Consider the following 26,919-nt stretch of genomic DNA (forward strand, 5'->3'; position numbering starts at 1 on the left):
AAGGTGCCGATGGCGGAATCAGCTGGCTGCGGGAAGCTCGGCGCTCGCGACCACTGCGCCCGAGGCATCCTGAATCTGAACGCTCGTAACGGCTTCGCGCATCACGGCGGCGTTCATCGCGCAGTCGATCTCCTTGGCACTGCCGAGGAACGAACCGGAGTCGAGGCTGGCGCCGTCCAGGGTGACCAGCACCACGTCGTAGGGGTCGGCCTCGGTCAGTCCGGTGATGGTGAGGAGCGTCTCCGTGCCCCAGGTGTGGGCGACCAGGGAGCCGTCGATACTGACGCCGCTGGGCTCGCCGGTGAACGCGATCTGTTCGATCGCGCCGAGCGTTCCGGGCGGGCCGGTGGGCGCGGACGGGGTCGATGGCTGGAGGAGGAGCGTTCCGCCCGCCCCGACGACGATGCATGCCGCCGCGCCGAGCGCGAGGAGCCAGGGGCGCCGGCGCAGCGGCACGACGGCGGCATTGGTCGATCCCGCGGTCGAGCCCGCGGTAGTGTCCGAGTCCGAGTACGAGTCCGAGTGCGAGTCCGAGTCTGCGCGCGCGTCCGAGGTCGAGTCAGTTCGCAAGTCCGAGTACGAGTCCCGCTCGATCGCGAGGACTCTGCCACGCAAAGACTTCGACGGCGCGGTGGCGTCCCAGTCGGAGAGCGTTGCGCTGGTGACGCGTGCTACGTCGGTTAGCTCGCGCAGTTCTTTCTCGACGGTCGGGTCGGCGGCACGCAGGGTGTCGAGCTCGGCGAGTTCGGCCGTGGTGAGCTCGCCGGTGATCGCGCCGGAGATCAGAAAAGCGCGGCGGGCGCCGCTTGCGTCAGGCATTGCGGCCCTTCCGTTCGGTGAGGTGGTCGCGCATGGCGCGGAGAGCATAGAAGGAACGGGAGCGGAGGGTCGCCACGGGAACGCCGGATGTCGCCTCGACCTCGGCGTAGCTGCGACCCTCGAGATGGACGTCGACCAGCACCGCCCGATGTTCGGGACTGAGTTTCGCGAGGCCCTCGATCACCGCCAGTCGGTCGAGCGGGTCGTCTGCTGCCGCCGCGGTGTCGTCGAGGACGTCCGCGGGCACGAGCCGTGGCATCCGCTGGATTGATCGCTGCACGTCGATGATGACGTGACGGGCGATCACAAACAGCCACGTTCGCAGGCTCGCCCGATCGGCCGAGAACTGGTCACGCGCCCGCCAGGCCCTGAGGAACGTTTCCTGGACGCAGTCTTCTGCGAGGGTGCGGTCGCGTAACGCGTTCACCGCGAATCCGAACAGGGCACCCGAGTGCTCGTCGAATGCGGCGGCGAGGTCGAAAGAGGGGGGCGTCGAGGGCGATGCAGAGGGGGGCGTCGAGGGGAATCTCGAGGGGGATGCCGCGTGCGCAGCCCCGGGCGACGGCTCAGGCTCCGCGTCGCCAGGCACCTCGGCCATGCTCGCCCTCCCTCTCGGGGCCGGGGGAAGCACAAGTTCCACCACCATCACTGAACCCATCCACTCTAACCAGTGCCACGCCTGCACACCGGAAAATCCGGGTCACAGGGGTATACGAAGCGGTAACCCGCTTTGTTCATGGCGCGGGCAAATCGGTCGCAAATCGGTTGCGAATCGGTTTGTCCAAAAAAAGTTTGCGCTGTGTTTGAACGGCAGCGCGCGTGCCGACGTATATCCCTCAAACGGGCTCATCCGGCGCCCGGGAACTCGAAAGGCACCTCGATGTCGACAAAGAAGCCCCTTCGCCCCCTGTACTTCGGCGGCGCCGCAGCTGTCGCTGCAGTCACCGTGCTCGGCTTCGCCGCTCCGGCAAGTGCAGAAACGCCCGTCGAGGAGCCGAGCTCATTCACCAGCGCGTTCACGGTGATGGCGACGCCCGACAATGTGGTCAACACCGATGCCGTCGCTACGCCCGGCGAGGCGGGAGCCACCGGACAGTTCACCTTCCGGGTCAACTCGGACCTCGAGATCATCTGCTACGACATCACCCTCGAAGGTGTCACCGGGGAATACATGAGCCCGGCGAAAACTGCCACCCACATTCACCAGGCCGCTGCCGGACTCGCGGGTCCGCCGCGGATCGCGTTCCCGAACCCCGCCCCGGTCGGTGACGGACCGCGCACCAGCTCCGGCTGCCTGCAGGGCCCGTTCACCACGGGAATTCTTTCGAACGGAGTCGACACCGGAGACGGTTTCAGCCTCAAGACTCTCGAAGCCGATGCCGCCGCGTTCGCGAGCGACGCGCACACCGTTGCCTTCCCCGCCGGGGTGGTCCGGGGCCAGCTGGCCCAGGTTCCCGTCGGCGGACTCCAGACCGGTGGCGGGGCAACGGCGGCAGCCCCGGCTGACGTCACCGACGCTGCCGGAGTCACTGACGCTGGCGGCGTCACCGGCGCCGACACGGGCGCCGCGACCAACCTCGCGGTCGGAGTCGGTGCGGTCGGCTTGCTCGCCCTGGCCGGTTTCGGTGTCTCCCGTCGTCGCAGTGCTCGTTCCTGAGCTCCTGAATTACTGAGCTCCTGAATCACTGAGTTCCTGAATCACTGAGAGGTGACGTGCTCGCCATGATGCGGAGGACAACCTCCCCAGCGCGCCGGGGTATCGCCCGCGCGCGTGGGGGAGCGGTTGTGGCGGGCACGATCGTTGGAGCGTTGATATTAGGGGGATGCAGCGCTGCCCCCAGCAATGATCTTCCCGAGACCGCCAGCACGGGCAGCTCGGGATCAGAGTCCCGGTCGGCGTCGACGCCCGATTCGTCGCCGCCGACCGTGGCACCATCGACGCAGCCCGTAGAGGCTGCGCCGCAGGTCACCGCCCCGCAGGTCACGGCCCCGCAGGCTGCCGCCGCCACCGCTACGCGTCCGGTCGGCGTGGCGCCCGCGTCGCTGACGGTTCCCGCGATGGACCTGGCGGAACCCCTCATCCCCCTCGGCATCCAAACCGACGGAACGATGGAGGTTCCCGAGGACTACGACGCGGTGGGCTGGTTCACCGGTGGGGGCACCCCAGGCGGGTTTGGACCCACGGTAATTGCGGGCCATGTTGATTCACGATCAGGTCCCGCGATCTTTTACCGCCTCAGCGAGCTTGAGGTCGGCGACCGGTTCTCTCTCACCGGTGTGGACGGCACGACCTTCGAGTACGAGGTGTACAAGGTCGAGGATCACGCGAAGGCGGACTTTCCCACGGTTGACGTGTTCGGTGCCACGACGACCGACGAGGTGCGGTTGATCACCTGCGGTGGCGAGTACAACCGGGCGATCGGGCGGTACGTCGACAATCTCGTGGTGTTTGCCAGTCGCGTATGACGCCCACCGCGGCTGGTGGCGGAAGGGGCCCTCCCAGCGCGACGCGGTAGATTCGGCAAGGCCGGCACGGACTTCGGCAGACCAGCACCGTGAAAGGCACCTGAGTGACTCGCTTCAGCACCCGGAGAGTTCTGGGCGCCCTTGCCTTCATTCTCAGTGGCATCCAATACGTCGGCCTCGAAGCGATCGCCGCTTCGGCGTGGAAAAACCCGCCGTACGACTATCTTGCGAACTACATCAGCGATCTCGGGGTGTCGCAGGCCCAGATCTACGACGGGCGAGACGTCAACTCGCCCCTCGCCTGGGTGATGAACACCGGGTTTGTGCTCGAAGGACTCCTGTTTTTGGCGGGCGCACTTCTGCTCGCTGACCTGTTTGTCGGGCGACGGCGTGCACTGTTCGTTTCTTTTGCCATCCTTCACGCCGTGGGCATCGTGCTGGTCGGCTTCTTCGACGAAACCTCGACCGTCTCACTGGCCCACGTCGGCGGCGCGTACCTCTCCATCGTCTTCGGCAATCTGGTTGCCCTCGTCGCGGGGTTGTCGTGGAAGTGCCTGAAGCTGCCGCGCTGGTTCGGTGTTGTCAGTGTGGCGCTGCCCGTACTCGGGCTGCTGAGCGAGGGGATGCTGCTCCTCAGCCTGACCGGCGAAAGCCTCGACGGACTCTGGGAGCGCGGCGGGGTCTACTCCATCACCGCGTGGCAGATTCTGTTCGGCACTACTGTGCTGGCGAGCCTTCGGAGACTTCGGTAGTCAGCCAGTCCACTGCCTCGGCGGCGCCCCACCCCTGGGGATTCTCGCGCCGCAGCTCGCTCGCACCCGTGATATCGGAACCGAGTGTCACCAACGGCAGCTCCACGTACCCCGACGAGCGAGTCTGGCCCAGCCCGACGGTCGCGGTCAGAGCATTGCAGAGGCACGCTCGCCCGAGGGTGTCCGCCTCCGCTCCGCCCTTCCTCACGTACATGTGCACCGGTTCTGCCGGGCAGCGAAAGCCGATACTCCCGTCGGGACGCTCGTACGCCTCCCGCAGGTAACTCAGGTCGCACAATCGCGTGCGCGCCGCGGTCGCCGCCGGATCCGACAGCGACCCGGGGAGTTGCGCGACTTTGAAAGGGAATCCAGTGGGGGATGTCGCTGCGCTGTTGTGCACGGTCAGCTCCGAGTCATCGAGGCGCCGCACGAGTTGCTCCCGCAGCGGCTCAGTGACGCCCGACTCCCGGCTCAGCGCGAACAGTGTTCCCACCTGAACCCCCGCGGCGCCCGCCGCGACGGCAGCGCGGACACGCTCCGGGGAGCCATATCCACCCGCCAGCCAGAACGGCAGCCCGAGGCTTGCGATTTTGGTGAGATCCGGGTTGTCTCGCTCGCCATAGATGGGCTGGTCGGAGTCGTCGAGTGTCATTCGCCCGCGAGGGGGAGCGCTGTGGCCGCCGGCGGTCGGACCCTCGATAACAAACCCGTCCGGGCGAATGTCTTCGTCGCGCGCGAGGTAGTACGCCAGCATCTGCGATGAGACGATTGCCAGAAACTGCGGGCGGGTCAGGGGTGGAAGCGCATCGCCGAGCAGCGCGACCGGGTCAACGCTGAGGGTGTGCACGGCGTCGGACCCTTGGACCTCGATGGTGATGGTGCCGACCTGTCCCGTCGCCAGGTCGCGGAGCAATTGTGGAATCTCCCGCGGGATGCCGGCACCCATCAGCACGTAGTCGCAACGGGCGAGCAGAGCACCCAGCATGGCTGCGGGCGTAGCCAGTTGCACCTTCTCCATGTAGTTGATGCCGACGAGTCCTTCGTGGCCTTCCTTCGCCAGCCACACCTCGACAAAGTTGCCGAGGATGGTGAGGTGCTGCTGTGCAACCGTGGGGGTCAGGGACAGCTTCGGAACAGGGAGATAGGGAACACCCGCGGCACGCCCGGCGGGCAGGAAGTATCGCTCCAGCACGGGTGCCACCATTCCCGGCGCAGGAAAGTGGCCGAGCGCGCGACGGATATCGCCATCGGGGTCTCCGTCCTGCAAACGACGCGCGAGCACGGAGTCCAGTGCCACTCCCGAGACGACACCGAGCTGTCCTGCCTGCGCGACCGCGCTCGCGAGCCTCCAGGAGGACACGGCCATTCCCATTCCGCCCTGAATCACTACGGGCAGCGAGACATCCAACACACGAACCTCCGTCAGGGGTGCGCGTCGTCGACCACCGCGAACGCGGGGTGCCGGCCAGCGGGCTGCCAGCGAAGCTCAGCCCGAGGCACGCATCGTGGCGCAAGCGTATCCGGGCGCGCGATGACATTTATGAGAGGCCAGTGTCAAATAGAGCCGAGCAATTCAGACGCCGGGTTCGCGCGGTACACCATAAGCCAATAGCTTATATTCCTTGCGTATAAGCCCTATGCTTATACCCATGAGCGAAGCCAGGGTTGCCGTGATCGTTGATCTGGTCGATTCGAAACGGGTCACAAACCGACGAGAGGTGCAGCGCGAGATCCTCGCGGCCTTCTCCGTCGTTGATGGTCATGTGAACACGGACGATCCGCTTCGTGCCACGGTGGGTGACGAATTCCAGGCCGTTTATCCGACGGTTGCCGTCGCACTTGAGGCGACGCTTCTCGCGCGCCTGGTTCTGCCCGAGGGGATCGATTGCCGGTTCGGTCTGGGCCGCGGCGATGTCGTCGATGTCGGGGACAGTGTCGGTGGGGTGATTCAGGATGGTTCTGGCTGGTGGCTCGCACGGGAGGCAATCAATGAGGCGCACCGACGAGAAGACGCGCGAACGCCGTCTCTGCGCGGGTGGTTTCGCGCAGACGGAGACGATGCCGGGCTGGAGGCGCTCGTGAATGCCTACCTTCTGTCGCGCGACCACATTGTGGGCGCCATGACCGCGCGCGCGCGACGCCTGACGGTGGGCACCATGCTGGGTCGGCTGCAGGGCGAATTGGCGAAGGAAGAGGGCATTACGCAGTCGGCAGTTTCCCAGGCCCTGCGACGTTCCGGCGGCGGTAGCCTATCTGCCGCGATCGACGAGCTTCGGCGGCTGGCGCTGTGATCCTCGGGGCGCTGCTGCTGACCCTTATCGGTTCAGCGGACCTGCTCAGGTCGACACATCCGGCCCGCGGAGGCGGTGCGCGATCCCGCTGGCTGATCATCGTGGTCTGGGCTGCGGTGGTTACCCTCGCCGTGTTCGGCCTCGGGATCGCCCTCTGGTGGGTGGCGATTGCCGTGGCGCTCGCCGTGCTGTGGCTCATCACCACTTCGCCGATGCTTGACGTGCGCACTGCGGCCGGCAATGGGCCGGCGGTTGGGCTTTTGCTGGCTCTCCTGGCGTTTCTCGCCTGGGACCGCACCGCGCTGTCACTTCACGGTTTTATCGTCGAGTGGCACTCAGACGCCCCGATCGGAGTAGTCCAGGGAGTGCCGCTACCGACAGTGCTCGTGGGTATCGGTGTGGTCCTCTTCATCATTGAAAGTGCGAACATCATCGTGCGCGCATCGTTGCGGCCGTCGCAGGTTGAGGCTCAGGTTGCATCTGTTGCGGATTCGCCCGCGAGACGGTGGTGGATGCGGCCCGAACAGCCGATCGCAGTCGTCGCCGACCTGAAGGGTGGCCGCATGATCGGGCCGCTCGAGCGGCTCCTCATCATCGCGCTCACTCTCGCAGGATTTGCTCCGATTGTCGCCGGCCTGCTCGCGGCCAAAGGCATAGTGCGGTTTCCCGAGATCTCCACAGACGGCGCAAGCGGGTCGAAGGCGGAGTACTTTCTCGTCGGCAGTCTGGTCAGCTGGTCGGTCGCCTTCGCGGGCACCGCACTTGTCTGGGTATCAGCTCAGAGCTAATACTCGGCCACTATTAGCGCTCGTCTAATACTGCACTGGCGGAGCACCGGTACCGCTGGCGGCTCCGCACTGCCGTCCCGGGATGGTCGTCCGGTGGTTACGATTCGGCGGAATCCGCGTGGGTGTCGTCGTAGAGTTCCCATGATGCGGAGACATCGCCGAAGTGCTCGATCGACCAGCGTTCGAGGGCCTTGAGCGGCGCCAGCAGTGTGGTGCCCGCCACGGTGAGTTCGTACTCCACCCGCGGCGGGACCTCCGCGTACACGGTTCGGTTCACGAGGCCATCGCGCTCGAGCCCGCGGAGCGTCTGGGTCAGCATCTTCTGGGAGATTCCCGCGACCGAGCGACGGATATCGGAGAAGCGGCGGGGTCCGTCGTCCAGTGTGCCGACGACGAGGACCGTCCACTTGTCACCGATCCGGTCGAGCAGTCTCCGGCTCGGGCATCCATCGGCGTACGGGTTGAGGTCGTCGAGGGAGAACGCGGGCTTCGCGCGCGTTCCGAGTTCGCTGGCGCCCGCTGCGGTGATGGTTACCAAAAAGTGCCTACTTCCTAAAAGTGACTATCGCGCCTAGCCTAGCCATCGAACATCCGAAATAACAAGAGCTCCAAGGAGAACATCATGGCCCGCATCACAGTCATCGGCGGAACCGGCTACGCCGGAAGCAACATTGTCAGGGAAGCGGCCGCCCGCGGCCACGACGTCGTCTCGTACAGCCGGACGGCGCCGGAGGGCGACGCCCGCATCGACGGGGTGCGCTATGAGACCGCTTCTATGCTCGATGCTGCAGCGCGGGCGACCGCCCTCGCCAACGCCGATGTAGTCGTGTCTGCCCTGTCGCCCCGAGGCGAGCTCGACGGGCAAATTGTCGAGGTCGACCGCGACCTGGCCGCGCTGGCCACCGAGCGCGGCATCCGCCTCGCCGTTGTCGGCGGCTTCAGTTCGCTCCGTCTCGAGGAGGGCGGGCAGCGGATGGCGGACGGAGACGATGTTCCCCCGCAGTTCGCGAGCGAGGCGAAGCAGATGAATTCTGTCCTTTCCGACCTGCTCGGAGCGCCGGACTCCCTCGACTGGATCTTCTTCTCTCCGGCGTCTGAGTTCGGTTCGTACGCTCCCGGCGAGGCGCTCGGTCGCTACCGCGTGGGCGGGGACGTTGCGTTCTTCGACGCTGACGGCACCTCAGCGATCAGCGGTCCGGACTTCGCGCTCGCCATCGTCGACGAGATCGAAACCCCCGCTCACCGCCGGGCGCAGGTCAGCATCGCCTACTGAGAAGTTCAGTATCACCAGCCGAGCTGCAGGTGCCGCCGACCGGGAATCGCCTGTCGGCGGCCGCCGCCTCGCCCGAGCCTCGCAAGACTGCTCGAGAAGCAACCCAGACAACTGCGGAAATACTCTGAATACGCCAGTCGCCAGCTGTGTGTTCCCGCGTCGAACGCTGATCATCTTGGCGAGAAGGTGGTCAGAGCCCTTCGCTGACGTACGTTGAAGCCATCACTGATTGTCGAGCGAAGGAGAACACAATGGCAGCAGGAATCGCAACCATCTGGGTGCCCGTGGAAGACATGGATCGCGCGCTTGCGTTTTATCGAGACACCCTCGGTCTGGATGTAAAGAGCACCTCGAGCGAATGGTCCGAACTGGACGCGAACGGGCTGACGATCGGCCTCAACGCGCGCGAATCCGCGTCTGCTGCGTCCAGTGGTGGTGCGGTGATCACGTTCCAGCCCGATGGAACCATCGAAGACGAGCTGGAGCGATTGTCTGCGCGCGGGGTACCGATCGAGGGAAACATCAGCGATCACGAGTGGGGTCGCATCCTCCCGTTCAAAGACACCGAGGGCAACGACCTGCAGTTCTACAGCCCGCCCCAGCGCTGAAACTAGATGACGGGCAACGGGTTAGTCGGCAGCCTGCTTGCGTTCGTTGTGTCGTTCGCGCCTTGGCCCGGCCCGGCCGTGTTGCGCACGATGCCGAAACCGACAGCAAGTCTGTCGGATCGTCGTCGTGATTTGAGCCTGGAGTTTCCCGAAGCGATGGCCTGCGCCGTGATGGTGGCGCAATCGCCAGGCGAGTGGAGCGAGGGGGCACATCGTCCCGTACGGGCATTACAACCGGGAATTGCTCCACGTCACAGGGAGGGACAGAGCGCTGCTGATGCGATCGATTGACAATCGATAGTAAGTAGATGAAGATCGATACATGCATCGTCTTCGTCTTCCTGTCACTGCGCTCAGGGTGTTCCTCGTGTTCTTGTTCGGGTTTGCGTTACTGATGCAGATCATGAGCCTTCCGGGCCAGTTCGCGCACGACGCGGGGCAGACACCGAAATTGGCTCAGCTGAGCTGGACGCTGCTCGTGGTAACCGAACTCGCAATGCTCGGCCTGCAGATCGTGATTGTCTGCACCTGGAAGCTGCTCACGATGGTGCAGAAAGACCGAATCTTCAGCGAATCGTCCCTGTCCTGGGTAAATGGAATCGTCTGGACGTTCAGCGTCGGATGGGTCTTGTTGGTGGGAGTGTCCACCTACATCTCCGCGTTCCTGTTCTTCACGCCGTCACTGCGAGACCCCGGGCTGCCGATTCTGCTGTTTGGATTCACACTCGTGGCGACCGTTGTCGTTCTGTTGATTGTGATCCTGCGCGCGCTGCTGCGCCAGGCGACGGTGCTGCGCGCGGACATGGACGTGGTGATCTGATGCCCATCGTCGTGCGCATCGATGTGGAACTGGCCAAACGCAAGATGAGTGTGGGGGAGTTCGCGGAGCGGGTCGGACTGACACCGGCGAATGTGGCCGTGCTCAAGAACGGTCGGGCGAAAGCCGTGCGCTTCAGCACGCTCGAAGCCATGTGCCAGACGCTGGGCTGCCAGCCGGGCGACCTACTGGAGTGGGTCGAGGACTGACTGCTGCTACAGGCCGGGGATTGCGCTGAGCCTGCCCGTGTCAATGGCCTGAAGAAATGCCGCGTAGTCGCGCTCGTTCTGATCGGCGTAGTCCGATGCGAACCGCGCAATCGCGTCATCCATCACTACTCCGGACCCCAGGTAAGCGGCGATCGCCACCCGGTCCCCTGATCGCGCGTGGGCTCGAGCGAGCGTGCGTCCGCAGAGATCCGCGTAGAGCATCGCGCCGGTGCCGCGCATCCTTTCGATGTCGACCGCTCCCTTCCAGTCGCGGAGTTGCCGCAGATAGAAATCGTGCGTGATTCCCGACAAATCGGGCACCCGCTGCCACCCCAGGAAGATGTCGCTCGCGGCCTGCATCATGCGTTGACCTCGGACGATGCGTTCCCCGTGATTGTCGTACGGGCTCGGTGCCAGAAATCTCTCCAGCACGGATGCCTGCGCTTCCTTTGCCTGCACAAGCAACAGGTCCTCGTCATCCCGTCCGCGCAGCAACACGATCCAGGCGCGCGTCCCCACGCTGCCGACACCAACCACCTTCCGTGCCATGTGAACGTAGCTGTATTCGTGCACCGGGTGATGTTCTTGCAGGAGGGTGCCCTCGTATTCCGCGAGCAAACGGCGAATGGTCTCCTGCTCACCGCCCAGCGCCGCCGAAGCGTCAGCGAGGTCTTCGACCGGCACGATGAGAGGTCGGTTGGCGAGAATGCGCAGGCGACCATCCACGCGGCCGACGAGTTTCGCGATGGTTGACCCGTTGTCGCGGCTACGAGCCTTCGCAACCCCTGCAGCAGCCCGGTTCAGCTGTGAGTCCGTCGCTCGATTCGCATCGACCTGCTCGCTGATCCAGGCGAGCACTTCGTCGGCGTCGAGGTGGTCGTACCAGGCATCGAGCACCCGGCTGGATGCAGCCGTTCGCATCTGCTCGCGATACGCGCGCCCGACCGTATGGGTAATCGCGTTGCGATCCTTCTCCCGGAACCCGCGGTAGCGTGCAGCGACCTCGAAGCTTGCGGCGAGCCGCTTCAGATCCCACTCCCACGGACCCGGCAGGGTCTCGTCGAAGTCATTGATGTCGAACAACATTTTGCGTTCCGGGGTGCCAAAAAAGCCGAAGTTCGAGAGGTGGGCATCCCCGCACAATTGCACGGTGATGCCCGAGTTCGGTGTCGTCGCGAGATCGGCCGCCATCAACAACGCCGCACCCCGATAGAAAGTGAAGGGTGACACCATCATGCGTCCGTAACGGATCGGAATAAGTTCAGCGATTCGGGTGTCCGCCTGTTCCTCAAGAAGAAGTACGGGGTCGGCGCGGCCAGCGGGCGGCTGCCACCCGCCATGGCTGGACCTCGGCGTGAGCGCGCGCGCCTCCCGGCCGAGTGCGCGACGGTCATCGAACGTGAGACTTGCGGAGCCGGAACTGTCCATGGTTTGCCCATGCTCGCAATGGCGAAGGACTTGAACATCACCCAAAGCAGTTGAGGTGCTCAGTGCCAGCGTGACCATGCTGGGGACCATGACGGTTTTGGTGGGGTATTCCAGCAAGTACGGAGCGACCGAGGGCATAGCGGAGCGCATCGCATCGGTGCTGAGGGACTTCGGAATACCCACGGACGCTCGGCGCGTGGCCTCGGTGCGGAACGTCTCCGATTACTCCGTGTGCATCGTCGGGAGCAGCTCCTACCTCGGGTCTTGGCGGCCGGAGGCCAGCCGGTTTGTTCGTCGCTACCGCTCGGAACTGGCGACGCGGCCGGTCTGGTTGTTCAGCAGCGGCCCGCTCGGGATAGCGCAAACCGGAGCGCAGCATCTCCGCGAGGTGACAGAGGCACGGCCGAAGCAATTTGACGAGTTCGTGGAGACCATTCGTCCGCGAGGCACCCAGGTTTTTTACGGGGCCCTATATCCCGAGCGGCTTGACCGGCGAGACCGGCTGGTGCGCAAGATGCCGGCGGGGTTTGAGATTCTTCCCGCCGGCGACTTCCGGGAATGGGGCGCGATCGAAGCGTGGGCGACCGGCATATCGGGCGAGCTGGTGCACACCTTCGCGGAGACGAAGTAGCGCGCAACGCGGGGTCAACGCGGGGCCAACGCGGCACCTACGCGGCGCCGGCGCCGTCGGAAACCGCGGTCCGCAAAAACTGCGCGTAGCCACCCGGGGTGCGACCGATCTGACGGCCCGAGGTGAACACCTCACAACTGTCTGCGGCGAGCAGCCGTGCGCCGTGTTGCCGAACCCGGGCGACGAGATCGACGTCCTCGTGCTCGGGCTGGCCATGAAATCCTCCCGCCGCGAGATAGACGTTCGCGCGCACCCCGAGATTCGCCCCGTGCACGTGGCCGTTCGGCTGACCGGGGGTATGCGTTGCGAGCCAGTGGGCGACCTGGTCGGCGGTGAGGTCATCGAAGTCGGGCCGCACGGTGCCGACCATCACGTCGACCCCGCGCGAGGCGATCTCGATCTGGTCGAGGATCCAGTGCGGAGGCACCACAGAGTCCGCATCGGTGTTCGCTATCCAGACTCGTTCGACGGGGATGCTGCGCGTCACCAGTAACGATTCGAGCGCCAGCTCGACGCCCGCCGCGCGGGCCGCGCCCACTGTTGCGGACTGGATCTCATGCACCCGCACCCCGAGCACTTCCCGCGCCAGCGCGACGGTCGCGTCGACGCAGTCATCCGCCACCAACACCAGCTCAATCTGTGGGGCGCGCACACCCAGCTGCGCCTGCGCCTCCCGGGCCGCGCGCCGCACCGCGTGAAGGGCGCGGGAGACCAGTGCCTCCTCGTTGCGGGCGGGAATGACGACTGCCACGGCGTCGACGTGATCTTGCGCGGCAGGGACGGTCACCGCAGTCCCGTCCTCGTCGCGACCGACCGCGAGTCGTGCGAGAACACCTCAAGCAGGAAGTCCTCCTCGACGTGCGCGGCAATGCGGTTCAGCCCGGGCCGGTTGCGCGCGGCATGGTGCACCTCGTCGCCGGTGAGGGGATAGTCGTCGACGGGGTGCCGCCAGTGGCACATCACGAGCGTTCCCGTGGGGCCGAGACCGTTTTCGATCCGCTCCAGCAGGGTGTCGAGTGCGTCGAGGTCAAAGTAGTAGCCCACCTCCGACAGCACGATGAGGTCGAAATGCCGCTCCGGAAACCGGCGGCCGACGTCTGCGCGTTCGACGGTGACGTGGGCCTGGTGCCGCAGTCGGGCCCGCGCTCGGTCCACGGCGGGCTGGGAGATGTCGACGGCCAGCACCGAGGCGGAACGAGTGGCGAGCTGCTCGGTGAGCACCCCGATCGAGCACCCGATCTCCAGCGCGGACTCGTATTTCTCGGCGGGGAGCGCCGCGAGCGTGAGAGCACGTTTGCGGCTCTCGTACCAGCGCGTCTGGAATCCCCACGGGTCTTCCCGGCGGTTGTAGCGCTCGTCGAAGTAGGCCTCGCTCATGGCGGGTGCGTCGCGGGGTGAGGCATTGCCGGGTGAGCTGTGGCCTGGTGAGCCGTGGCCGGCGGCGGTCGTCGCCGCGAGCGCCGAACCCGAACCCGAACCGGAGCCGTAACCCGAACCCGAACCCGAACCCGAACCGGAACCCGATCCGGACACCGCCACCGGGGGCTCCGAGGAGGGTTGCGCGTCCGTTACCGCACTGCCCATGGTGGCTGCGGGCGGCTCGGAGGTGGCTCCCGCGTGGGCATTGTCCTCGAAGCCCGACTGGTCCACCGCGAGGGGCGGAATCGGACGGGTGACAAAGACTTCAGTGGTGCGACCGAAGTTGCGCAGAAAGCGCGGATGCAGCACGGGGTCGCCGCCGCCCTCGGAATCGGCCGTGCCCGGCTGGGTTTGCGACGAGTACTCCGCGATCGCCCGACGCTTGGCGGCAACGGATTGCGGCCGAAGGGCAAGCGAGTCGAAGGCGCTCCAGGGCGTCACGGCGTTGTCCGGGGTGGACCAGTGCCACATCCAGATCGGATATTCGATCAGGCGGATGTCGCGTGCCGCAGCGAGACTGGCACAGGCCTCACCCACCACTCGGTGGTCGCGGTGCCCGTCGCCACGCCACGGCGCCACCAGCAGTGTCGTTCCCGGGGCGTTCTCCACCAGGCTCGCGAGCGTGTCGTACAGCTGTTCTCTCCGTTCGCGCACGCCGCCGTCGGGAAAGTCCAGAAATGTCACCGCGCTTTCCGGCGCCAAAATCTGCAGGGCCGCGCGGGCCTCGCGGGCGCGAGTGGCCGCAAGGCTGCGCCGCTGATCTTCGGTGGATGTCGGGTGCGAGGCCGCGCCGTCGGTCACGATCACGATCTGCACGGGAATTCCCTGGAGGGAGCACTCAGAGATGAGTCCACCCGCCCCGAGCGTTTCGTCGTCCGGGTGGGCGGCGACCACAATCACCCGGTCGCCCACGCCCAGCTCCAGCGGGGCGATGGTGGCGAGGCGCCCATCGGCAGCCCACGCCTCGGCGGCGGTGCCGGGGAGTCCGGAATCGAAGTTCACCATGGTGCGGTCTCCTCGCGGGTGAGTGCGTCGCGGATCAGGGCCTCGCCCAGGGAGGCTTCGTCGCGCTCGGCGTGGTGCTGGCGTATGTACAACTGCAGGTCGGCGACGCGTTTGCTGTCGTTAGGGTTCTGCGCGAGCAGGGCGGGGCCGAGGGCGTGTCCGGCGCGCTGCAGGATGTTTTCGCATGCGTCCGCAACCGTGGCGCGTACCCGTTTCGCGAGCAGCTTGCCGGGGACGCCCTCGGCGCGGCCGGCATCGACCAGACGCGCGGCCTCGGCGAGGGCGCGACGAACACTCTGGAGGCGTTCGTCGATTGCCCCGAGGTGCATGAGGAGCAGCCGGTCGGGGTCCTCCCGTTTGACCGCCGCCGCGAAGACCGTGCGCGCGACGCCCACGGCCCCACCAAACCAGCAGGCCGCCACGCCAATGCCGCCCCAGGAGAAGCCGGCGCGGCGGAGGTACCACCCGGGCTCGCCCACTTCGACGGCCGGCACCGCGGTGAAACGCACGGGGCCACTGGGGATCTCACTCAACCCGCGGGCGTGCCAGCTGCCCGGCACGACCTCCACCCCGGCGTGGCCGAGTTCGACGGCGAAGAGGTGCCGCTCGCCGCGGGCATCCGTTGCCGTGATGAGCGCGGCGTCGAGGCGGTCGGCGAGGGAGCACCACGGCTTGAGCCCGTCGAGCTGCCAGCCGGCAGCGGTGACGGTTGCCCGCAATGGTTCTGTACCTTCTGCGGCGAAAACTCCCCAGGTGCGGGTGGCGGCGGCCGCGGCATCCCACACCTCGCCTTGCCCTGCCTGGTCGAGGATCGCAAGGGCATCCAGGTGCGGCTCAATCGCGCGGGCGGCGCCTAGATCGGCGCTTGCGGTGGTGGCCAGGGCCTCCCACAACGCCGCCGTAGAACCCTGGCCGACCAGCGCACCCTCCTGGCCGAGCAGCACGGCGGTGTGGAGCGCCGCGGCGACATCACCCGGTGTCGCGACGGCGGCACGGCGGGCCGCGAGAAGCACGAGCGGTGTGCGCGGTGGGGAGAATTCCGCGGAAAACGAGACCGCTTCTACAGTGTCCATCGAAGATCAGCCTAGCTAGGTGCGGATCGAAACCGCCTGACAACCACGGCGCTGCGGACTACCGTGGTGCTAGAGGTAGTCTGCGGTCAGAAGCGTCGGTACCGGCCGGTGCGTGGCAGCTACGGTTTGGGATGACGACGATGGACAACATGACTATGCAGATGATGGAAATGCACACCAAGGACATGCCCATGATGGGGATGGACATGGCGATGATGCAGGAATGTATCGAAGCGTGTTCCGCGTGCGAGCAGGCCTGCACGATGTGCTCGGACTCGATGATGGGCGAGTCCATGATGATGTGCCGCAGCATGTGTATGAACATGGCCGACATGGCCAACACCATGATGCGCGCGATGATGCGTCCCGCCGGAATGACCAGTCAGACCATGACCGCAATGCTGTCGGCCACCATGATGATGGCATCGGCCTGCGCCGACGAGTGCATGAAGCACTCGGACATGAGCGATGAGTGCAAGATGTGCGCCGAGGTGTGCCGTCAGACGATGATGGCGTGCAAGAAGATGATGGACTCGATGTCTATGGCATAGCCGATCAGCTATGGCAGAGCAATCCGCTATGGCAGAGCGATCAGCACGTTGACGCGTTCGGGTCCGATCGCCAGCGCGTGATACACCGCGTGCACGGCGACGGGCGAACCGATGGGCAGCGTGGCCACACGATCGGTGTGGTTCCAGGCCCAGACCGTTGCTGTCGAGCCGTCGAGTGGTGCATCGAGCAGGTCGACCGCGATCCAGCCCTCGGCGGAGACGCTCTGCACGAGCCCGTCGCGCCATTTGCTCGGTGTCGCCGCGATTACCCGTTCCTGCAGGGGGAGCAGCTCGTGGCCGGCACCGTGGCCGAGGCAGGTCTCGCCGGGAAACGCGTCGCAGTGCATGACGTTGCGCACTCCTGGTGTCAGATTCGTCATCTGGGCCTCCTCCCGGTGTCGCGGATCGACCAGTTCAATACCGCTGCTAGCGAGTGTAGATTTCGATCGCACCGGCGTCATCTGTGGTCGTCACACAACGCAACAGAAGGTGTCAGACCCGGCTTCGGGCGAGCCGGCCGCGACCGGATCCCATCCCGCGGGAGGCGATGATGCTCCCCGTGCCCAACAGCACAACGGCCGCGAAGATGGCGCCAAGCGAGGCGGTCCACCCGCCGGTGAGGTCCTGCAGGGCACCGAACACACTCGGCCCGGTCGCTCCAATGGCGTAACCGATTCCCTGCACGAGAGCGGAGCCGCGCCCCGCCTCCGAATCCGTTGTCGCCAGCTCCACCACGACGATGAACACGAGGGTGAAGGTGCCACCCTGGGCTATTCCGCCGAGGCTCAGCCACAGCGCCCACAGGCCGGGGGAGACGAGCAGGCCAAGCGGCACCATCGCCCACAGCAGGCACACGCCCAGAACGATGACCCAGTACGGCGCCCGCCGGGTCAGCAGGGGAACCCCGAGCGCTCCCACGATGGCGAATACCTGAAAGAGGGATGATCCGGCGGAGGACACCGCTGTGGGAATGTTGCTCAGCGCGGCCAGAATCTGCGGCAGCCAGGCGGTCAGTCCGTAGTACGAGAACGCCTGCCCGCCGAACCCGACGGCGAGGAAGATGAGGCGGAGCACGCGTGATCGCGACCGCGCCTTAAGGCGGCGGGCGGTTTCGGCGTCGGGGACGGCGTCGGGGGCGACCCGCGCGTCGTGTTCGGCGTCGTGCTCGGTCGTCTCCTGCGCGGTCTCTTTCGCGGCGGGACGTGCGGCAGACGGCATCCGCTCGGGCCTTACACAGCGGCGCCAGCCGACGGCAGCGCACCAGACCACGAGGGCGATGACGGCCAGCGCCGACCAGGCATTGAGTCCGAGCCGCCAGCCGAGCGCGTCGGAGATGGGCACCGTGGCCACGAGGGTGAGCATGGATCCGACGTTGAGGGCCGACGTGTACAGCCCGGTTACGCCAGCGCGGCCCGCCGGCGGATAGTTGCGGCGAATCAGCACCGGGGCGATCACGTTGCCGAGCGTGATGGCGAAGCCCATCACTACGGTGCCGGTGAAGAGCAATGCTTCTGTGCCCGCTGAGCGAATCGCGACCCCCACGGCGACGCCGACGAGAGTCGTGACGACCGCGAAGTCGGGTCCGATGCGGCCGAGCAACCCCGCCGCGACCGGAGTGGTCAGGGCGAACGCGAGCACCGGCAGTGAGGTCAGCAGCCCGGCGGTGACGGCGGTGAGGCCGATGTCGTTCACGATGCGATCGAGCACGGGAGCGACAGCGACGATCGGTGTGCGCAGGTTCATGGCGAGCAACACGATGCCCGCGAGGACGAGAAAGCGGGTGAGACGCCGGGGGGTGGCCGGTGGAGCCGCGCTCACGCTGGGGTGGTCTCGCCCACAGCGGCGGATACGGCGTCGAGGGCGGCGATCTCGTCGGCGCTGAGCGACAGCTCTGCGGCGGCCATGAGCGCACCCAGTTGGGCGACAACACTGGCACTCGCGACGGGCGCCACCACGGTCGGCTTCGACTGCAGCCAGGCCAGGGCGACCGTGGCGATCTCGGCGTTGTGCACGGAGCCTATTTCGGCAAGTGTGAGCACGACCGCGAGACCTCCATCGGTGAGATAGCCGCCGGCGGCTTGCCCGCGAGCGGCGCCCGCGAGGTCTTCGCGGGTGCGGTACTTGCCGGTAAGAAATCCGCTGGCAAGCGCGTAATAGGGCATCACGCCGAGGTTGAAACGCTCCGCGGCGGGAGCCAGGTCACGCTCGAACTGCTCGCGGTGAACAAGGTTGTAGTGCGGCTGCAGGGCCACCGGAAGCACGAAGCCGTTGGTGCGAGCGATGCTCACCCACTCGTCGATTCGCTCCGCGCTGTAGTTCGACACCGCGACGTGGCGCACCTTGCCCGCGACCACCAAGTCGTTGAAGGCGGCGACGGTCTCCTCGAGCGGGGTGGCTGCATCGTCGAAGTGAGCGTAGTAGAGGTCGATGTGGTCGGTGCCGAGGCGCTGCAGCGATGCGTTGGCTGCCGCAGCGACGGTGCTGGCGGACAGTCCGCGGAAGTCAGGGTGCTGACTCACCTTTGTGCCAATTACTACGCTGTCGCGGTTGCCGCGCCGCGACATCCACCTGCCAATGATGGTCTCAGACTCACCACCGGAGTTACCCGGAGCCCAGGCGGAGTACCCGTCGGCGGTGTCGACAAAGTTGCCGCCCGCCGCGATGTACGCGTCGAGAACCTCCACGGAGGTGGCCTCATCGGAGGTCCACCCGAAGGTGTTGCCGCCAAGGGCGAGCGGGTAAACATCGAGGTCGGAGGAGCCAATCGTGGGCATGGTGTCCTTTCAGGAGATTCCTCAGGGACAACCACGCTCACGCCGCAACTAATTCCCACCTGTTCCATACCGACCTGTCACGTCGGCGAAAGCATTAGTGCTCAGGCAGCTTCTGCTCGCTGCCGTCAGAGACGTCGCCTTCTGTGGTGCCCAGAGCCGCGTCGATGTCGTCGTCGGTGATGCCGTCTTCGACCTCGCCGGGACTCTTCTCTGCTGAGTCTGCGTCGCCCTCATCAGCGGTTCCCGCACCGGTCGCGGTTGAGCCGGGGCTCACGATCTCGTCGGGAACCTCCGCCGCGCTTCCGGCAGACTGCGGCACATCGGGGGTGGTGGAGTCGTCGGGCAGGCCGGCGTCGGGATCGATGTTCGTCATTGGTGCTCCTTCGGATTATTGAGCAAGATGTTTTGCGCTCATGTTCTACCGTAGGCGCCCAATCTGTGTGCGTCGAGGACTATCGTCTGGGTATGATCCCGATGCCGACGCTGCTCGCATTCACCCTCACTGCGCTGTTGTTTGTGGTGATCCCGGGCCCCAGTGTCTTGTTTGTAATCGGACGCGCACTGTCGCTCGGTCGCACCGGAGCACTGCTCAGCGTGCTGGGAAACGCACTGGGCTTTGTAGTTCAGATCGTGGGAATCTCGTTCGGCCTCGGCGTGCTCATCGAACGCTCGATTGTGCTTTTCACCATCGTCAAGATCGTGGGCGCGCTGTTTCTCGTCTATCTCGGCGTGCAGGCCATTCGTCACCGCAAACCGAAGCCGGGCTCGGCCACCTACACACCGGTCAGCCGGTGGCGTTCGCTCGGCGAGGGAGCCGTGGTGGGCGTGACTAACCCCAAATCGATAGTGTTTTTTATCGCGGTGCTGCCCCAGTTTGTGACTCTGTCCGCGGGCAACATTCCGCTGCAGTTGTTCACCCTTGGGCTCATCTTCGCGGCGCTCGCCGTTCTCAGCGACAGCGTGTGGGCTCTGGGAGCGAGTGCTGCGCGGGGCTGGTTCGCCCGGTCGCCCAGGCGGCTTGAAGTCATGGGGGCCGGTGGCGGGGTCGCGATGATCGGTCTCGGGGGCGCGATGGCGCTGACGGGTAACAAAAACTGACGTAACTGTCTCGCGGGGCGGCCAGGTCAGGCCGGGTGACCGTCGGGCCGAGTTTCAGTCGCGCTCGACGAACTCGACCACGGCGGCGGTTATCGCCTCGGTCACGTCGGCATCGTTGGCTGTCGCGGTGCCATCACCGGGTTGCGCGCCGTAATCGCCGAAGCCCCCGTGGTTGGCTCCCTCGATCTCGATGAATGAGGCGGATGCCGGCAGCCGACCGGCCGCCGCCTCGATCTTGGCCGGGGTGCTGAGTCCGTCTTCGGTGCCGGCGATGCTCAGCACGGGGAGAGTTGCGCCCGAGACATCCGCCGCACAATAGGAGGCGAAGAGTACGAGGCCAGACACCTCTGTGCCCGCGCCCGCGCTCTGGCTGCCGGCCGCTTCCTGGTCCGCGAGATACTGGCAGGCCCTTACCCCGCCGAGCGAGTGGCCGCCCACAACCCACGTGTCGACGCCGGGGGCCAGGGCGGTAAAGTCGCTGATCGGCCGCCACTCGACGATGGCGAAGCCGAGAATGGGGCGAGCGATGACGACGGTGATTCCGGCTTCGGCCAGCCCGGAAAGCTTCGAGACGTAGGCGGCGGGGTCGACGCGTGCGCCGGTGAGGAGGACGAGTCCAGTGTTCTCGGCGGTGTTCTCAGCGGTGGTCGACCCCGCCGGGTCGTCGGAGCCGGAACCTGCGGGAGAGAGCACGACGCTGTCGGCGGTCTCGACGAGGGTGAATGCCGGGTTGTCGCGTGCGGCCTGCAGCGGTGCGGGTTCGGCGGTCAGCGGGATGCTGGCGTAGACGAGGAAACCGAGCACCAGAGCGAGCGCGGCGGCCAGAACAGAGCGGACGACGACGCGTCCGCGTGACCGGTGGCGGGTGCGCGTGGTGCCGGCGCGGGCTGGACGCGGCGGTGCGGGCGAGCCGGGCGGGAGCGGGGCGGACTCAGGCAATCAGGCGCGAGTCATGAGTGGTCGCCTGCTCGGGACCCGGCTCCTTGCCGGCCCCGATGGCAGCCGGGGGCGCGACCGAAGGACCGAGCTCGGCGGAGGAGGGCTGGGAAGCGCTGGCATGCAATTGCGACACGAGCTCGCGTGCGATGAGCTGCGCAAAGGCCTGGCTGAAGAAGAGGTCGTCGTCGTTGGCCGTGCGCATCGAGACATTGAAGGTTCCGCCTGGACCCACCATGCCGAGCACGCGCTCGCGCACCAGATCGTAGAGGGCTTCTTCGGCGCGGCTGGTGTCGCGGTCGACGGGCCGCTGCACCACCACGGGGACGCTGTATTCGACGAGAGTCGCTTCGATGATTTCTGAGCCCGCGGCTGCGGAGTCGTCGTGAGCGGGCGGGTCAGAAACGGCGGGCGACTCAGCGACGGGCGGTGGACAGACGGGAGTCTCGGCAACGGGAGTCTCTGCAACGGCGGGCGACTCGTCGACGGGCGGCGAGCCGACGAGGGTCTCTGCAACTGCAGGCACCGGGCGCGAGCGGCGGGTGAGTGAGCGCAGGACGTGCGAGATCGTGACCACAGTGACGCCTTTCGTGGGCGAGTTCACCCCATTGTGCGCCCGCGGCGCAAACGGGGCGAGGCCGACACGCCGCTCGTATTCCGGGCGTGTCGGCCTCGCCGCGCAACGGCAGCGCGCGCTCTTACTTCTTTCCGAACATCTCATCTTCCATCGCGTCGTAGCCCTCGGCAGCCGGATCACCGTGAAGTCCACCGCTGAGCGCGTACTCCTCCTCGGGGGAGAGCACCAGCCGGTGCCGTCCGATGACGGCGAAGATGACGATGCCCACGACGAAGATAACGAGGAAGGTGACGACCGCGAGGCGGAAGTCCGGCGCGAGGAGGATGCCGACAAACGCGAGAAACGCGATGATCCCGGCGATGACGGCTCCCGCGATCCCCGTGGGGCTCGAGTACGGGCGCGTGGCGTTCGGAAACTTCCTGCGCAGAACGACGTAGGAGATCATCTGCATGATGTACGAGATGACGGCCCCGAACACCGCGATAAACAGGATGATGCCGTTGACCGCGCCCGCGATGTCCGGAACGAGTGTTCCGACGAGATTTACCGCGACGAGGATGATGAATCCGATGGCACCGCCGACGACGAGCGCCACCCAGGGCGTGTGGTGCTTCTTGCCGGTGAGCGACAAGAACTTCGGGTAGTAGCCCGCGCGGGAGAGCGAGTACATGTTGCGACCGTAGGCGAACATGATGCCCTGCAGCGAGGCCAGCAAACCGACGAGCGCGAACGCGGAGATGATCGCGGCGACGCTGTCGGGGAGGAACTCGCGGAAGCCCACCAGGATCGGCTCGTCCAGTCCGGGGGATTCAGTCAGCGCAGCTGAGCCGGTCACCCCAGGATTCAGGAACAACACGAGGAGGGCGAAAAACGCGAGGGTGACTACGCCCCACACGCTGGCCTTGGGGATGTCCTTCGTCGGGTTGGTCGACTCTTCCGCGGCGAGCGGCAGTTCCTCAATCCCCAGGAAGAACCAGATGGCAAAGGGGAGCGCAAACAGGATCCCCGTGACGCCGAAGGGTAAAAATTCGCTGTTCCCCTCGGTCGGCGCGATGTCGAGCAGGCGGCCGAAGTCCACGGATCCGGTCGCGAGAGCCAGCGCGGCATAGACGAGCAGCACTGCCATCGAGATGATCGCGACGATCAGGGCGAAACGGAAACCTACCGCCGCCCCCAGGGAGTTCAGTCCGATGAAAATGGCGTAGAGGATCACCCACCAGATCCAGGCCAGGTCGGGACCGTCCGCGGGGGACAGGGTGAAGCCGATGAGCTCGAAGAGGATGCTGTCGAGGTAGTAGGCGGAAAACAGCACGATCACCGCCGTGGTCACGACGTACTCGATCGTCTCGGCGAGCCCGGTGATGAACCCGCCCCAGGGCCCCATCGCCGCGCGGGAGAAGGAGTAGGCCCCGCCGGTGTGCGGCATGGCGGCGGACATCTCACCAATGGAGAAGATCATCGTGAAGAACATCACGATGATGATGGCGGTCGCGATCAGCAGGCCGCCCCAGCCAGCCACACCCAGGCCCGGGTTCCAGCCGGCGAAGTCACCCGAGATTACGGCCGCGATGCCGATGCCCCACAGGCCCCACACCCCGGCGGTGCGCTTCAGGCTGCGTTTCTCGAAGTAGCCGTCCTCTGCCTTGGTGTACGTGACTCCAGAAACGTTCGTGTTCTCAGCCATTCATTCCTCCAGCGGGAATTAGCAGGGTAGGCGCGCGGCAGTGCCGCGGTTGCGGATAACGGAGAGCTTGGCGCTGTATTGGTCGTGCCGTCTACCTTTAGATGTAAACACTGCGTTACGAATAGCCGGTTCCGCTACCCCGGCGCTGTGGTGTAATGGTCGAACCGTCCGCTGACAAGCGAAAAAGAGGGCACGATGACGACACTCGCCACACACCCCCGGTCGGGCAACCTGACCCTCGAAGAACTCTCGCGACTGGCCGAAGCCCGTGAGATCGACACCGTGATCATCGCGTTCACCGACATGCAGGGACGCCTCGTGGGCAAGCGAGCCTCCGCCCGTCTGTTTCTCGAGGAGTTGGCAGCGCACGGCGCGGAGTGCTGCAACTACCTCCTGGCGGTGGATGTCGAGATGAACACCGTCGACGGTTACACGATCTCCTCCTGGGAGACGGGCTACGGGGACATGGCGATGATGCCCGACCTGGACACCCTGCGCGTGGTTCCGTGGCTTCCCGGTACGGCCCTCGTGATGGCCGACCTGACCTGGCTCGACGAGACTCCCGTGACGCCCTCCCCGCGCGAAATCCTGAAAACCCAGATCGCCCGGCTTGAGGCCAAGGGTTTGGTGCCCTATGTGGGCACCGAGCTCGAGTTCCTGGTGTTCGACGACAGCTACCGCGCGGCCTGGGCCAAGAACTACACCGGGCTGACTCCCGCGAGCGACTACAACATCGACTACGCACTGCTCGCGTCCACCCGGATGGAGCCGCTGCTGCGCGACATCCGAAATGGCATGGATGGCGCAGGGATGTACTGCGAAGGGGTCAAGGGGGAGTGCAATCTCGGCCAACAGGAGATCGCCTTCCGCTACGACCACGCCCTCGCGACCTGCGACAACCACTCGATCTACAAAAATGGCGCGAAGGAGATCGCGGACCGGCACGGCAAGGCCCTCACCTTCATGGCCAAGTACAACGAGAAGGAAGGCAACAGTTGCCACATCCACCTCAGCGTGCGGGGCACCGACGGCGCACCGGTGATGTCGGGCGACGGCAAGTACGGCTTCTCGAAACTGATGGAGCACTGGATCGCCGGGTTGCTCGCGACCACCCGTGAGTTCAGCCTGTTCTTCGCGCCGAACATCAACTCGTACAAGCGGTTCGTCGAGGGCAGCTTCGCGCCCACCGCTGTCGCCTGGGGGCTCGACAACCGCACCTGCGCGTTGCGGGTCGTCGGGCACGGGCAGAGCCTTCGCGTCGAAAACAGGGTTCCCGGCGGAGATGTGAACCAGTACCTCGCGACCGCGGCACTGATCGCGGGCGGGCTCTACGGAATCGAGAACGAACTCGAACTGCCGGAGCTCTTCGAGGGCAACGCGTACGGTTCCGAGGCGCCCCGCGTTCCGAGCACCCTGCGCGATGCTGCCGAACTGTTCGGCGCCTCCGATATCGCGCGTGAGGCCTTCGGCGCCGATGTGATCGAGCACTACATCAACAACGCACGAATCGAGCTGCGCGCATATGACGCCGCGGTCACCGACTGGGAACGGGTCCGTGGGTTTGAACGCCTCTAGCGCCGACGCCTCTAGCGCCGACGTCTCTAGCGCCGATGCCGCCGATGCCGCGACCCGTCCCCGGCCGGTGATCGGGCTCACGACCTATCTCGAGCGCGCCCAGTCGGGAGTCTGGGACCTGAACGCGGCTTTCCTGCCGCAGGTGTACTTCGACGCGGTGACCCGTGTCGGCGGAATCGCCGTCCTCCTGCCGCCGCAACCGGTCGACGCGGCGATCACGTCCCGGGTGCTGGACGGACTCGACGGCCTGATCATCACCGGCGGCAAAGACGTCGATCCCGCCCGCTACGGCCAGGATCCGCACCCCACCACCGACGAGCCCCGGCGCGACCGCGACGCCTGGGAAGAGTCACTGTTGCTCGGCGCGATCGAGCGGGAGATCCCCTTCCTCGGCATCTGCCGCGGCGCCCAGCTGCTCAATGTTTCCCTCGGCGGCTCGCTCATCCAGCACCTGCCGGACGTGATCGGCAGCACCCGGTACAACCTGGGTGGCGGCCAGTTCAACGAGGTGCAGGTGCATGTCGACGAGGGCACCGCCCTCGATGCGCTCGTCGGCGGAGCGGTGACCGCAAAGGTCTACCATCACCAGGCGATCGACCGGCTAGCGTCGGGGCTCAGCGTCACGGCCCGCACCGAGGACGGCGTTGTGCAGGCGGTGGAACTCGACTCCGCCGCGTTCGGCCTCGCCGTGCAGTGGCACCCGGAGGAGAGCGGGGAAGACCTTCGACTCTTCGCCGGACTCGTCGACGCCGCCACTACATTTGCTGAGAGAACACCATGCCCCAGATCCAACTGATCAACCCCGCAGACGAGTCACTGCTGCGCATCGTGGCGCACACCACGGTGGACGAGGTGGACGAGGCGGTCGCAGTCGCAGTCGACGCCCAGCGGGTGTGGGCGGCCAGGCCCCCCGCGGAGCGCGCGGATGCACTACGCCGATTTGCCGGTGCGGTGGATGCCGCGGTCGAAGAGTTGGCCTGGCTCGAGGTGCGCAACTCCGGCCACCCCATCACCCAGGCGCGCTGGGAAGCGGGCCACGTGCGCGACGTGCTCACCTACTACTCCGCGGTTCCCGAGCGTCTTTCGGGCAAACAGATTCCCGTCGCCGGAGGCATCGACATCACGTTCCTCGACCCGATCGGGGTCGTCGGCATCATCGTGCCGTGGAACTTTCCCATGACGATCGCCGCCTGGGGCTTCGCTCCCGCCCTCGCCGCGGGCAACGCCGTTCTGCTGAAACCGGCGGAGTGGACCCCGCTCACCGCAATGCGGCTGGGAGCCCTCGCCCTCGAGGCGGGTCTGCCCCCGGGGCTCTTCCAAGTGCTGCCCGGCCGTGGCCCGGTGGTGGGCGAACGTTTTGTCACCCATCCGCAGGTGCGCAAGGTGGTGTTCACGGGCTCCACCGCGGTGGGCAAACGGGTGATGGCCGGCTGCGCAGAACAGGTCAAGGCCGTCACCCTGGAACTCGGGGGCAAGAGCGCGAACATCGTCTTCGCCGATTCTGACCTGGAAAAGGCCGCCGCGACCGCCCCGTATGCGGTCTTCGACAACGCCGGGCAGGACTGCTGCGCGCGCAGCCGCATTCTGGTGGAGCGCAGCGTCTACGACCGGTTTCTTGAGCTGCTCGAACCCGCGGTCAAGGGTGTGAAGGTGGATGTTCCCGGGAAGGAATCGACCGAGATGGGACCGCTGGTCTCGCGCGCGCATTTCGACCGCGTGGCATCCTTCGTGCCGGACGACGCGCGTGTCGCTTTTCGCGGCAGCGCACCCTCCGGGCCCGGCTTCTGGTTTCCGCCCACCGTGCTCTTGCCCGCCTCCCGCACCGACCGGGCGGTCACGGAGGAGATCTTCGGCCCGGTCGTCACGGTGCTGCCGTTCGACGACGAGGCCGACGCGATCGCGCTCGCCAACGACACCGTCTACGGGCTCGCCGGCTCCCTTTGGACCCGCGATGTCGGGCGTGCGCTGCGCGTCGCGCGCGGCATCGAAACCGGAAACCTGTCGGTCAACTCTCACTCCGCGGTGCGCTACTCGACTCCGTTCGGCGGCTTCAAGCAGAGCGGGCTTGGCCGCGAACTGGGCCCGGACGCGGCGGCGGCGTTCACCGAGACCAAGAACGTGTTCATCAGTACCGACTAGCCAGTA

The 26,919-nt window shown here is 66.2% G+C and carries 30 protein-coding genes; 15 read left to right on the top strand and 15 right to left on the bottom strand.

Annotation, left to right across the window (positions count from 1 at the left end; genetic code table 11):
* Window positions 1-18: 18 nt before the first annotated feature.
* Window positions 19-819 (bottom strand): hypothetical protein, encoded by an 801-nt coding sequence (locus tag B0I08_RS06895; protein ID WP_106211180.1) that lies wholly within the window; start codon window positions 817-819, stop codon window positions 19-21.
* A complete protein-coding gene (locus tag B0I08_RS06900; RefSeq protein WP_106211182.1) occupies window positions 812-1,417 on the bottom strand; it encodes a sigma-70 family RNA polymerase sigma factor in 606 nt (201 codons plus the stop codon). Before B0I08_RS06900 ends, B0I08_RS06895 begins: the two co-directional genes overlap by 8 nt.
* 282 nt (window positions 1,418-1,699) lie before the next feature.
* On the opposite strand from B0I08_RS06900, the gene B0I08_RS06905 reads away from it, so the two are divergent.
* The 3 genes from B0I08_RS06905 (at window position 1,700) to B0I08_RS06915 (ending at window position 4,037) form a co-directional block, all read left to right on the top strand.
* Window positions 1,700-2,476, top strand: coding sequence for a CHRD domain-containing protein (locus B0I08_RS06905; protein ID WP_106211184.1), 777 nt, complete (start codon window positions 1,700-1,702; stop codon window positions 2,474-2,476).
* Window positions 2,477-2,604: 128 nt separating this feature from the next.
* Entirely contained in the window at window positions 2,605-3,285 is a 681-nt protein-coding gene (locus B0I08_RS06910; protein ID WP_245884648.1) for a class F sortase, read from the top strand.
* A gap of 104 nt (window positions 3,286-3,389) precedes the next feature.
* Window positions 3,390-4,037: a DUF998 domain-containing protein gene (locus B0I08_RS06915; RefSeq protein ID WP_106211186.1), complete on the top strand. Its 648-nt coding sequence runs from the start codon at window positions 3,390-3,392 to the stop codon at window positions 4,035-4,037.
* Here the strand turns inward: B0I08_RS06915 and B0I08_RS06920 are convergent.
* Entirely contained in the window at window positions 4,003-5,448 is a 1,446-nt protein-coding gene (locus B0I08_RS06920; protein WP_245884651.1) for a nitronate monooxygenase, read from the bottom strand. The genes B0I08_RS06915 and B0I08_RS06920 overlap by 35 nt on opposite strands.
* Before the next feature lie 238 nt (window positions 5,449-5,686).
* Between B0I08_RS06920 and B0I08_RS06925 the strand changes: the two genes are divergently transcribed.
* Together B0I08_RS06925 and B0I08_RS06930 are read left to right on the top strand one after the other, a co-directional pair.
* Complete coding sequence (locus B0I08_RS06925) at window positions 5,687-6,328, top strand: SatD family protein (RefSeq protein ID WP_106211188.1); 642 nt, start codon at window positions 5,687-5,689, stop codon at window positions 6,326-6,328.
* Window positions 6,325-7,116: a hypothetical protein gene (locus B0I08_RS06930; protein WP_106211190.1), complete on the top strand. Its 792-nt coding sequence runs from the start codon at window positions 6,325-6,327 to the stop codon at window positions 7,114-7,116. The genes B0I08_RS06925 and B0I08_RS06930 overlap by 4 nt, the downstream gene beginning before the upstream one ends.
* A gap of 97 nt (window positions 7,117-7,213) precedes the next feature.
* On the opposite strand, the gene B0I08_RS06935 is transcribed toward B0I08_RS06930, so the two are convergent.
* Window positions 7,214-7,546 carry a winged helix-turn-helix transcriptional regulator gene (locus B0I08_RS06935; protein WP_245884701.1) on the bottom strand — a complete coding sequence of 111 codons (333 nt, stop codon included), beginning with the start codon at window positions 7,544-7,546 and terminating at the stop codon, window positions 7,214-7,216.
* Window positions 7,547-7,738: 192 nt separating this feature from the next.
* Between B0I08_RS06935 and B0I08_RS06940 the strand changes: the two genes are divergently transcribed.
* The 4 genes from B0I08_RS06940 to B0I08_RS06955 all read left to right on the top strand — a co-directional run bounded on the left by B0I08_RS06940 (window position 7,739) and on the right by B0I08_RS06955 (window position 10,023).
* Window positions 7,739-8,389, top strand: a complete 651-nt coding sequence (locus B0I08_RS06940) for an NAD(P)-dependent oxidoreductase (RefSeq protein WP_106211192.1) — start codon at window positions 7,739-7,741, stop codon at window positions 8,387-8,389.
* A 251-nt stretch (window positions 8,390-8,640) separates the two neighbouring features.
* Complete coding sequence (locus B0I08_RS06945; RefSeq protein WP_106211194.1) at window positions 8,641-8,997, top strand: VOC family protein; 357 nt, start codon at window positions 8,641-8,643, stop codon at window positions 8,995-8,997.
* 322 nt (window positions 8,998-9,319) lie between these two features.
* Window positions 9,320-9,817, top strand: a complete 498-nt coding sequence (locus B0I08_RS06950) for a DUF2975 domain-containing protein (protein WP_106211196.1) — start codon at window positions 9,320-9,322, stop codon at window positions 9,815-9,817.
* On the top strand, window positions 9,817-10,023 hold the full coding sequence (locus B0I08_RS06955) for a helix-turn-helix domain-containing protein (RefSeq protein ID WP_106211198.1): 207 nt from the start codon (window positions 9,817-9,819) through the stop codon (window positions 10,021-10,023). The genes B0I08_RS06950 and B0I08_RS06955 overlap by 1 nt, the downstream gene beginning before the upstream one ends.
* Before the next feature lie 6 nt (window positions 10,024-10,029).
* On the opposite strand, the gene B0I08_RS06960 is transcribed toward B0I08_RS06955, so the two are convergent.
* Complete coding sequence (locus tag B0I08_RS06960; protein WP_106211200.1) at window positions 10,030-11,451, bottom strand: DUF2252 domain-containing protein; 1,422 nt, start codon at window positions 11,449-11,451, stop codon at window positions 10,030-10,032.
* Window positions 11,452-11,539: 88 nt separating this feature from the next.
* On the opposite strand from B0I08_RS06960, the gene B0I08_RS06965 reads away from it, so the two are divergent.
* The gene (locus tag B0I08_RS06965) at window positions 11,540-12,082 is read left to right on the top strand and encodes a flavodoxin domain-containing protein (protein ID WP_181243300.1); all 543 of its coding nucleotides are present in this window, start codon (window positions 11,540-11,542) and stop codon (window positions 12,080-12,082) included.
* A gap of 37 nt (window positions 12,083-12,119) precedes the next feature.
* Here the strand turns inward: B0I08_RS06965 and B0I08_RS06970 are convergent, their stop codons facing one another.
* The 3 genes from B0I08_RS06970 to B0I08_RS06980 are packed head-to-tail and all read right to left on the bottom strand — an operon-like array spanning window position 12,120 to window position 15,579.
* Window positions 12,120-12,869: a glycosyltransferase family 2 protein gene (locus B0I08_RS06970; protein ID WP_245884654.1), complete on the bottom strand. Its 750-nt coding sequence runs from the start codon at window positions 12,867-12,869 to the stop codon at window positions 12,120-12,122.
* A complete protein-coding gene (locus B0I08_RS06975) occupies window positions 12,866-14,506 on the bottom strand; it encodes a PIG-L family deacetylase (RefSeq protein WP_106211204.1) in 1,641 nt (546 codons plus the stop codon). Before B0I08_RS06975 ends, B0I08_RS06970 begins: the two co-directional genes overlap by 4 nt.
* Window positions 14,500-15,579: an acyl-CoA dehydrogenase family protein gene (locus B0I08_RS06980; protein WP_106211206.1), complete on the bottom strand. Its 1,080-nt coding sequence runs from the start codon at window positions 15,577-15,579 to the stop codon at window positions 14,500-14,502. The genes B0I08_RS06975 and B0I08_RS06980 overlap by 7 nt, the downstream gene beginning before the upstream one ends.
* 140 nt (window positions 15,580-15,719) lie before the next feature.
* Here B0I08_RS06980 and B0I08_RS06985 point away from each other — a divergent pair, with 140 nt between their 5' ends.
* Window positions 15,720-16,130 carry a four-helix bundle copper-binding protein gene (locus B0I08_RS06985; protein ID WP_106211609.1) on the top strand — a complete coding sequence of 137 codons (411 nt, stop codon included), beginning with the start codon at window positions 15,720-15,722 and terminating at the stop codon, window positions 16,128-16,130.
* Window positions 16,131-16,156: 26 nt separating this feature from the next.
* Here B0I08_RS06985 and B0I08_RS06990 read toward each other — a convergent pair whose 3' ends face one another.
* The 4 genes from B0I08_RS06990 to B0I08_RS07005 form a co-directional block, all read right to left on the bottom strand.
* Window positions 16,157-16,510: a hypothetical protein gene (locus B0I08_RS06990; protein ID WP_106211208.1), complete on the bottom strand. Its 354-nt coding sequence runs from the start codon at window positions 16,508-16,510 to the stop codon at window positions 16,157-16,159.
* A 112-nt stretch (window positions 16,511-16,622) separates the two neighbouring features.
* Window positions 16,623-17,948, bottom strand: a complete 1,326-nt coding sequence (locus B0I08_RS06995; RefSeq protein WP_106211210.1) for an MFS transporter — start codon at window positions 17,946-17,948, stop codon at window positions 16,623-16,625.
* Window positions 17,945-18,904: an aldo/keto reductase gene (locus tag B0I08_RS07000; protein WP_106211212.1), complete on the bottom strand. Its 960-nt coding sequence runs from the start codon at window positions 18,902-18,904 to the stop codon at window positions 17,945-17,947. Before B0I08_RS07000 ends, B0I08_RS06995 begins: the two co-directional genes overlap by 4 nt.
* A 94-nt stretch (window positions 18,905-18,998) precedes the next feature.
* The gene (locus tag B0I08_RS07005) at window positions 18,999-19,277 is read right to left on the bottom strand and encodes a hypothetical protein (RefSeq protein ID WP_106211214.1); all 279 of its coding nucleotides are present in this window, start codon (window positions 19,275-19,277) and stop codon (window positions 18,999-19,001) included.
* 92 nt (window positions 19,278-19,369) lie between these two features.
* Between B0I08_RS07005 and B0I08_RS07010 the strand changes: the two genes are divergently transcribed.
* Complete coding sequence (locus tag B0I08_RS07010) at window positions 19,370-20,002, top strand: LysE family translocator (protein WP_106211216.1); 633 nt, start codon at window positions 19,370-19,372, stop codon at window positions 20,000-20,002.
* Between the two features lie 54 nt (window positions 20,003-20,056).
* Here B0I08_RS07010 and B0I08_RS07015 read toward each other — a convergent pair whose 3' ends face one another.
* From B0I08_RS07015 to B0I08_RS07025, 3 genes are all read right to left on the bottom strand, one after another.
* Window positions 20,057-20,941: an alpha/beta hydrolase gene (locus B0I08_RS07015; RefSeq protein ID WP_106211219.1), complete on the bottom strand. Its 885-nt coding sequence runs from the start codon at window positions 20,939-20,941 to the stop codon at window positions 20,057-20,059.
* Complete coding sequence (locus B0I08_RS07020; protein ID WP_106211221.1) at window positions 20,934-21,515, bottom strand: hypothetical protein; 582 nt, start codon at window positions 21,513-21,515, stop codon at window positions 20,934-20,936. Before B0I08_RS07020 ends, B0I08_RS07015 begins: the two co-directional genes overlap by 8 nt.
* A gap of 121 nt (window positions 21,516-21,636) precedes the next feature.
* A complete protein-coding gene (locus tag B0I08_RS07025; protein WP_106211223.1) occupies window positions 21,637-23,199 on the bottom strand; it encodes an amino acid permease in 1,563 nt (520 codons plus the stop codon).
* A 195-nt stretch (window positions 23,200-23,394) separates the two neighbouring features.
* Between B0I08_RS07025 and B0I08_RS07030 the strand changes: the two genes are divergently transcribed.
* The 3 genes from B0I08_RS07030 (at window position 23,395) to B0I08_RS07040 (ending at window position 26,913) form a co-directional block, all read left to right on the top strand.
* Window positions 23,395-24,774 (top strand): glutamine synthetase family protein, encoded by a 1,380-nt coding sequence (locus B0I08_RS07030; protein ID WP_106211225.1) that lies wholly within the window; start codon window positions 23,395-23,397, stop codon window positions 24,772-24,774.
* 67 nt (window positions 24,775-24,841) lie between these two features.
* Window positions 24,842-25,570: a gamma-glutamyl-gamma-aminobutyrate hydrolase family protein gene (locus B0I08_RS07035; RefSeq protein WP_425432991.1), complete on the top strand. Its 729-nt coding sequence runs from the start codon at window positions 24,842-24,844 to the stop codon at window positions 25,568-25,570.
* The gene (locus tag B0I08_RS07040; protein ID WP_106211229.1) at window positions 25,552-26,913 is read left to right on the top strand and encodes an aldehyde dehydrogenase family protein; all 1,362 of its coding nucleotides are present in this window, start codon (window positions 25,552-25,554) and stop codon (window positions 26,911-26,913) included. The genes B0I08_RS07035 and B0I08_RS07040 overlap by 19 nt, the downstream gene beginning before the upstream one ends.
* Window positions 26,914-26,919 lie beyond the last annotated feature (6 nt).

The organism is Glaciihabitans tibetensis (assembly GCF_003003265.1).
GTDB lineage: Bacteria > Actinomycetota > Actinomycetes > Actinomycetales > Microbacteriaceae > Glaciihabitans > Glaciihabitans tibetensis.

What these genes read in the sequence shown, in the direction of transcription:
- B0I08_RS06925 (WP_106211188.1), top strand. Translation starts at nt 5,687, where the DNA reads ATGAGCGAAGCCAGGGTTGCCGTGATCGTTGATCTGGTCGATTCGAAA.
- B0I08_RS06975 (WP_106211204.1), bottom strand. Translation starts at nt 14,506, where the DNA reads ATGGTGAACTTCGATTCCGGACTCCCCGGCACCGCCGCCGAGGCGTGG.
- B0I08_RS06945 (WP_106211194.1), top strand. Translation starts at nt 8,641, where the DNA reads ATGGCAGCAGGAATCGCAACCATCTGGGTGCCCGTGGAAGACATGGAT.
- B0I08_RS06905 (WP_106211184.1), top strand. Translation starts at nt 1,700, where the DNA reads ATGTCGACAAAGAAGCCCCTTCGCCCCCTGTACTTCGGCGGCGCCGCA.
- B0I08_RS06965 (WP_181243300.1), top strand. Translation starts at nt 11,540, where the DNA reads ATGACGGTTTTGGTGGGGTATTCCAGCAAGTACGGAGCGACCGAGGGC.
- B0I08_RS07025 (WP_106211223.1), bottom strand. Translation starts at nt 23,199, where the DNA reads ATGGCTGAGAACACGAACGTTTCTGGAGTCACGTACACCAAGGCAGAG.
- B0I08_RS07030 (WP_106211225.1), top strand. Translation starts at nt 23,395, where the DNA reads ATGACGACACTCGCCACACACCCCCGGTCGGGCAACCTGACCCTCGAA.
- B0I08_RS07040 (WP_106211229.1), top strand. Translation starts at nt 25,552, where the DNA reads ATGCCCCAGATCCAACTGATCAACCCCGCAGACGAGTCACTGCTGCGC.
- B0I08_RS06895 (WP_106211180.1), bottom strand. Translation starts at nt 819, where the DNA reads ATGCCTGACGCAAGCGGCGCCCGCCGCGCTTTTCTGATCTCCGGCGCG.
- B0I08_RS07010 (WP_106211216.1), top strand. Translation starts at nt 19,370, where the DNA reads ATGATCCCGATGCCGACGCTGCTCGCATTCACCCTCACTGCGCTGTTG.
- B0I08_RS06950 (WP_106211196.1), top strand. Translation starts at nt 9,320, where the DNA reads ATGCATCGTCTTCGTCTTCCTGTCACTGCGCTCAGGGTGTTCCTCGTG.
- B0I08_RS07005 (WP_106211214.1), bottom strand. Translation starts at nt 19,277, where the DNA reads ATGACGAACATCGATCCCGACGCCGGCCTGCCCGACGACTCCACCACC.
- B0I08_RS06960 (WP_106211200.1), bottom strand. Translation starts at nt 11,451, where the DNA reads ATGGACAGTTCCGGCTCCGCAAGTCTCACGTTCGATGACCGTCGCGCA.
- B0I08_RS06900 (WP_106211182.1), bottom strand. Translation starts at nt 1,417, where the DNA reads ATGGCCGAGGTGCCTGGCGACGCGGAGCCTGAGCCGTCGCCCGGGGCT.
- B0I08_RS06990 (WP_106211208.1), bottom strand. Translation starts at nt 16,510, where the DNA reads ATGACGAATCTGACACCAGGAGTGCGCAACGTCATGCACTGCGACGCG.
- B0I08_RS06980 (WP_106211206.1), bottom strand. Translation starts at nt 15,579, where the DNA reads ATGGACACTGTAGAAGCGGTCTCGTTTTCCGCGGAATTCTCCCCACCG.
- B0I08_RS06985 (WP_106211609.1), top strand. Translation starts at nt 15,720, where the DNA reads ATGGACAACATGACTATGCAGATGATGGAAATGCACACCAAGGACATG.
- B0I08_RS06955 (WP_106211198.1), top strand. Translation starts at nt 9,817, where the DNA reads ATGCCCATCGTCGTGCGCATCGATGTGGAACTGGCCAAACGCAAGATG.
- B0I08_RS06940 (WP_106211192.1), top strand. Translation starts at nt 7,739, where the DNA reads ATGGCCCGCATCACAGTCATCGGCGGAACCGGCTACGCCGGAAGCAAC.
- B0I08_RS07000 (WP_106211212.1), bottom strand. Translation starts at nt 18,904, where the DNA reads ATGCCCACGATTGGCTCCTCCGACCTCGATGTTTACCCGCTCGCCCTT.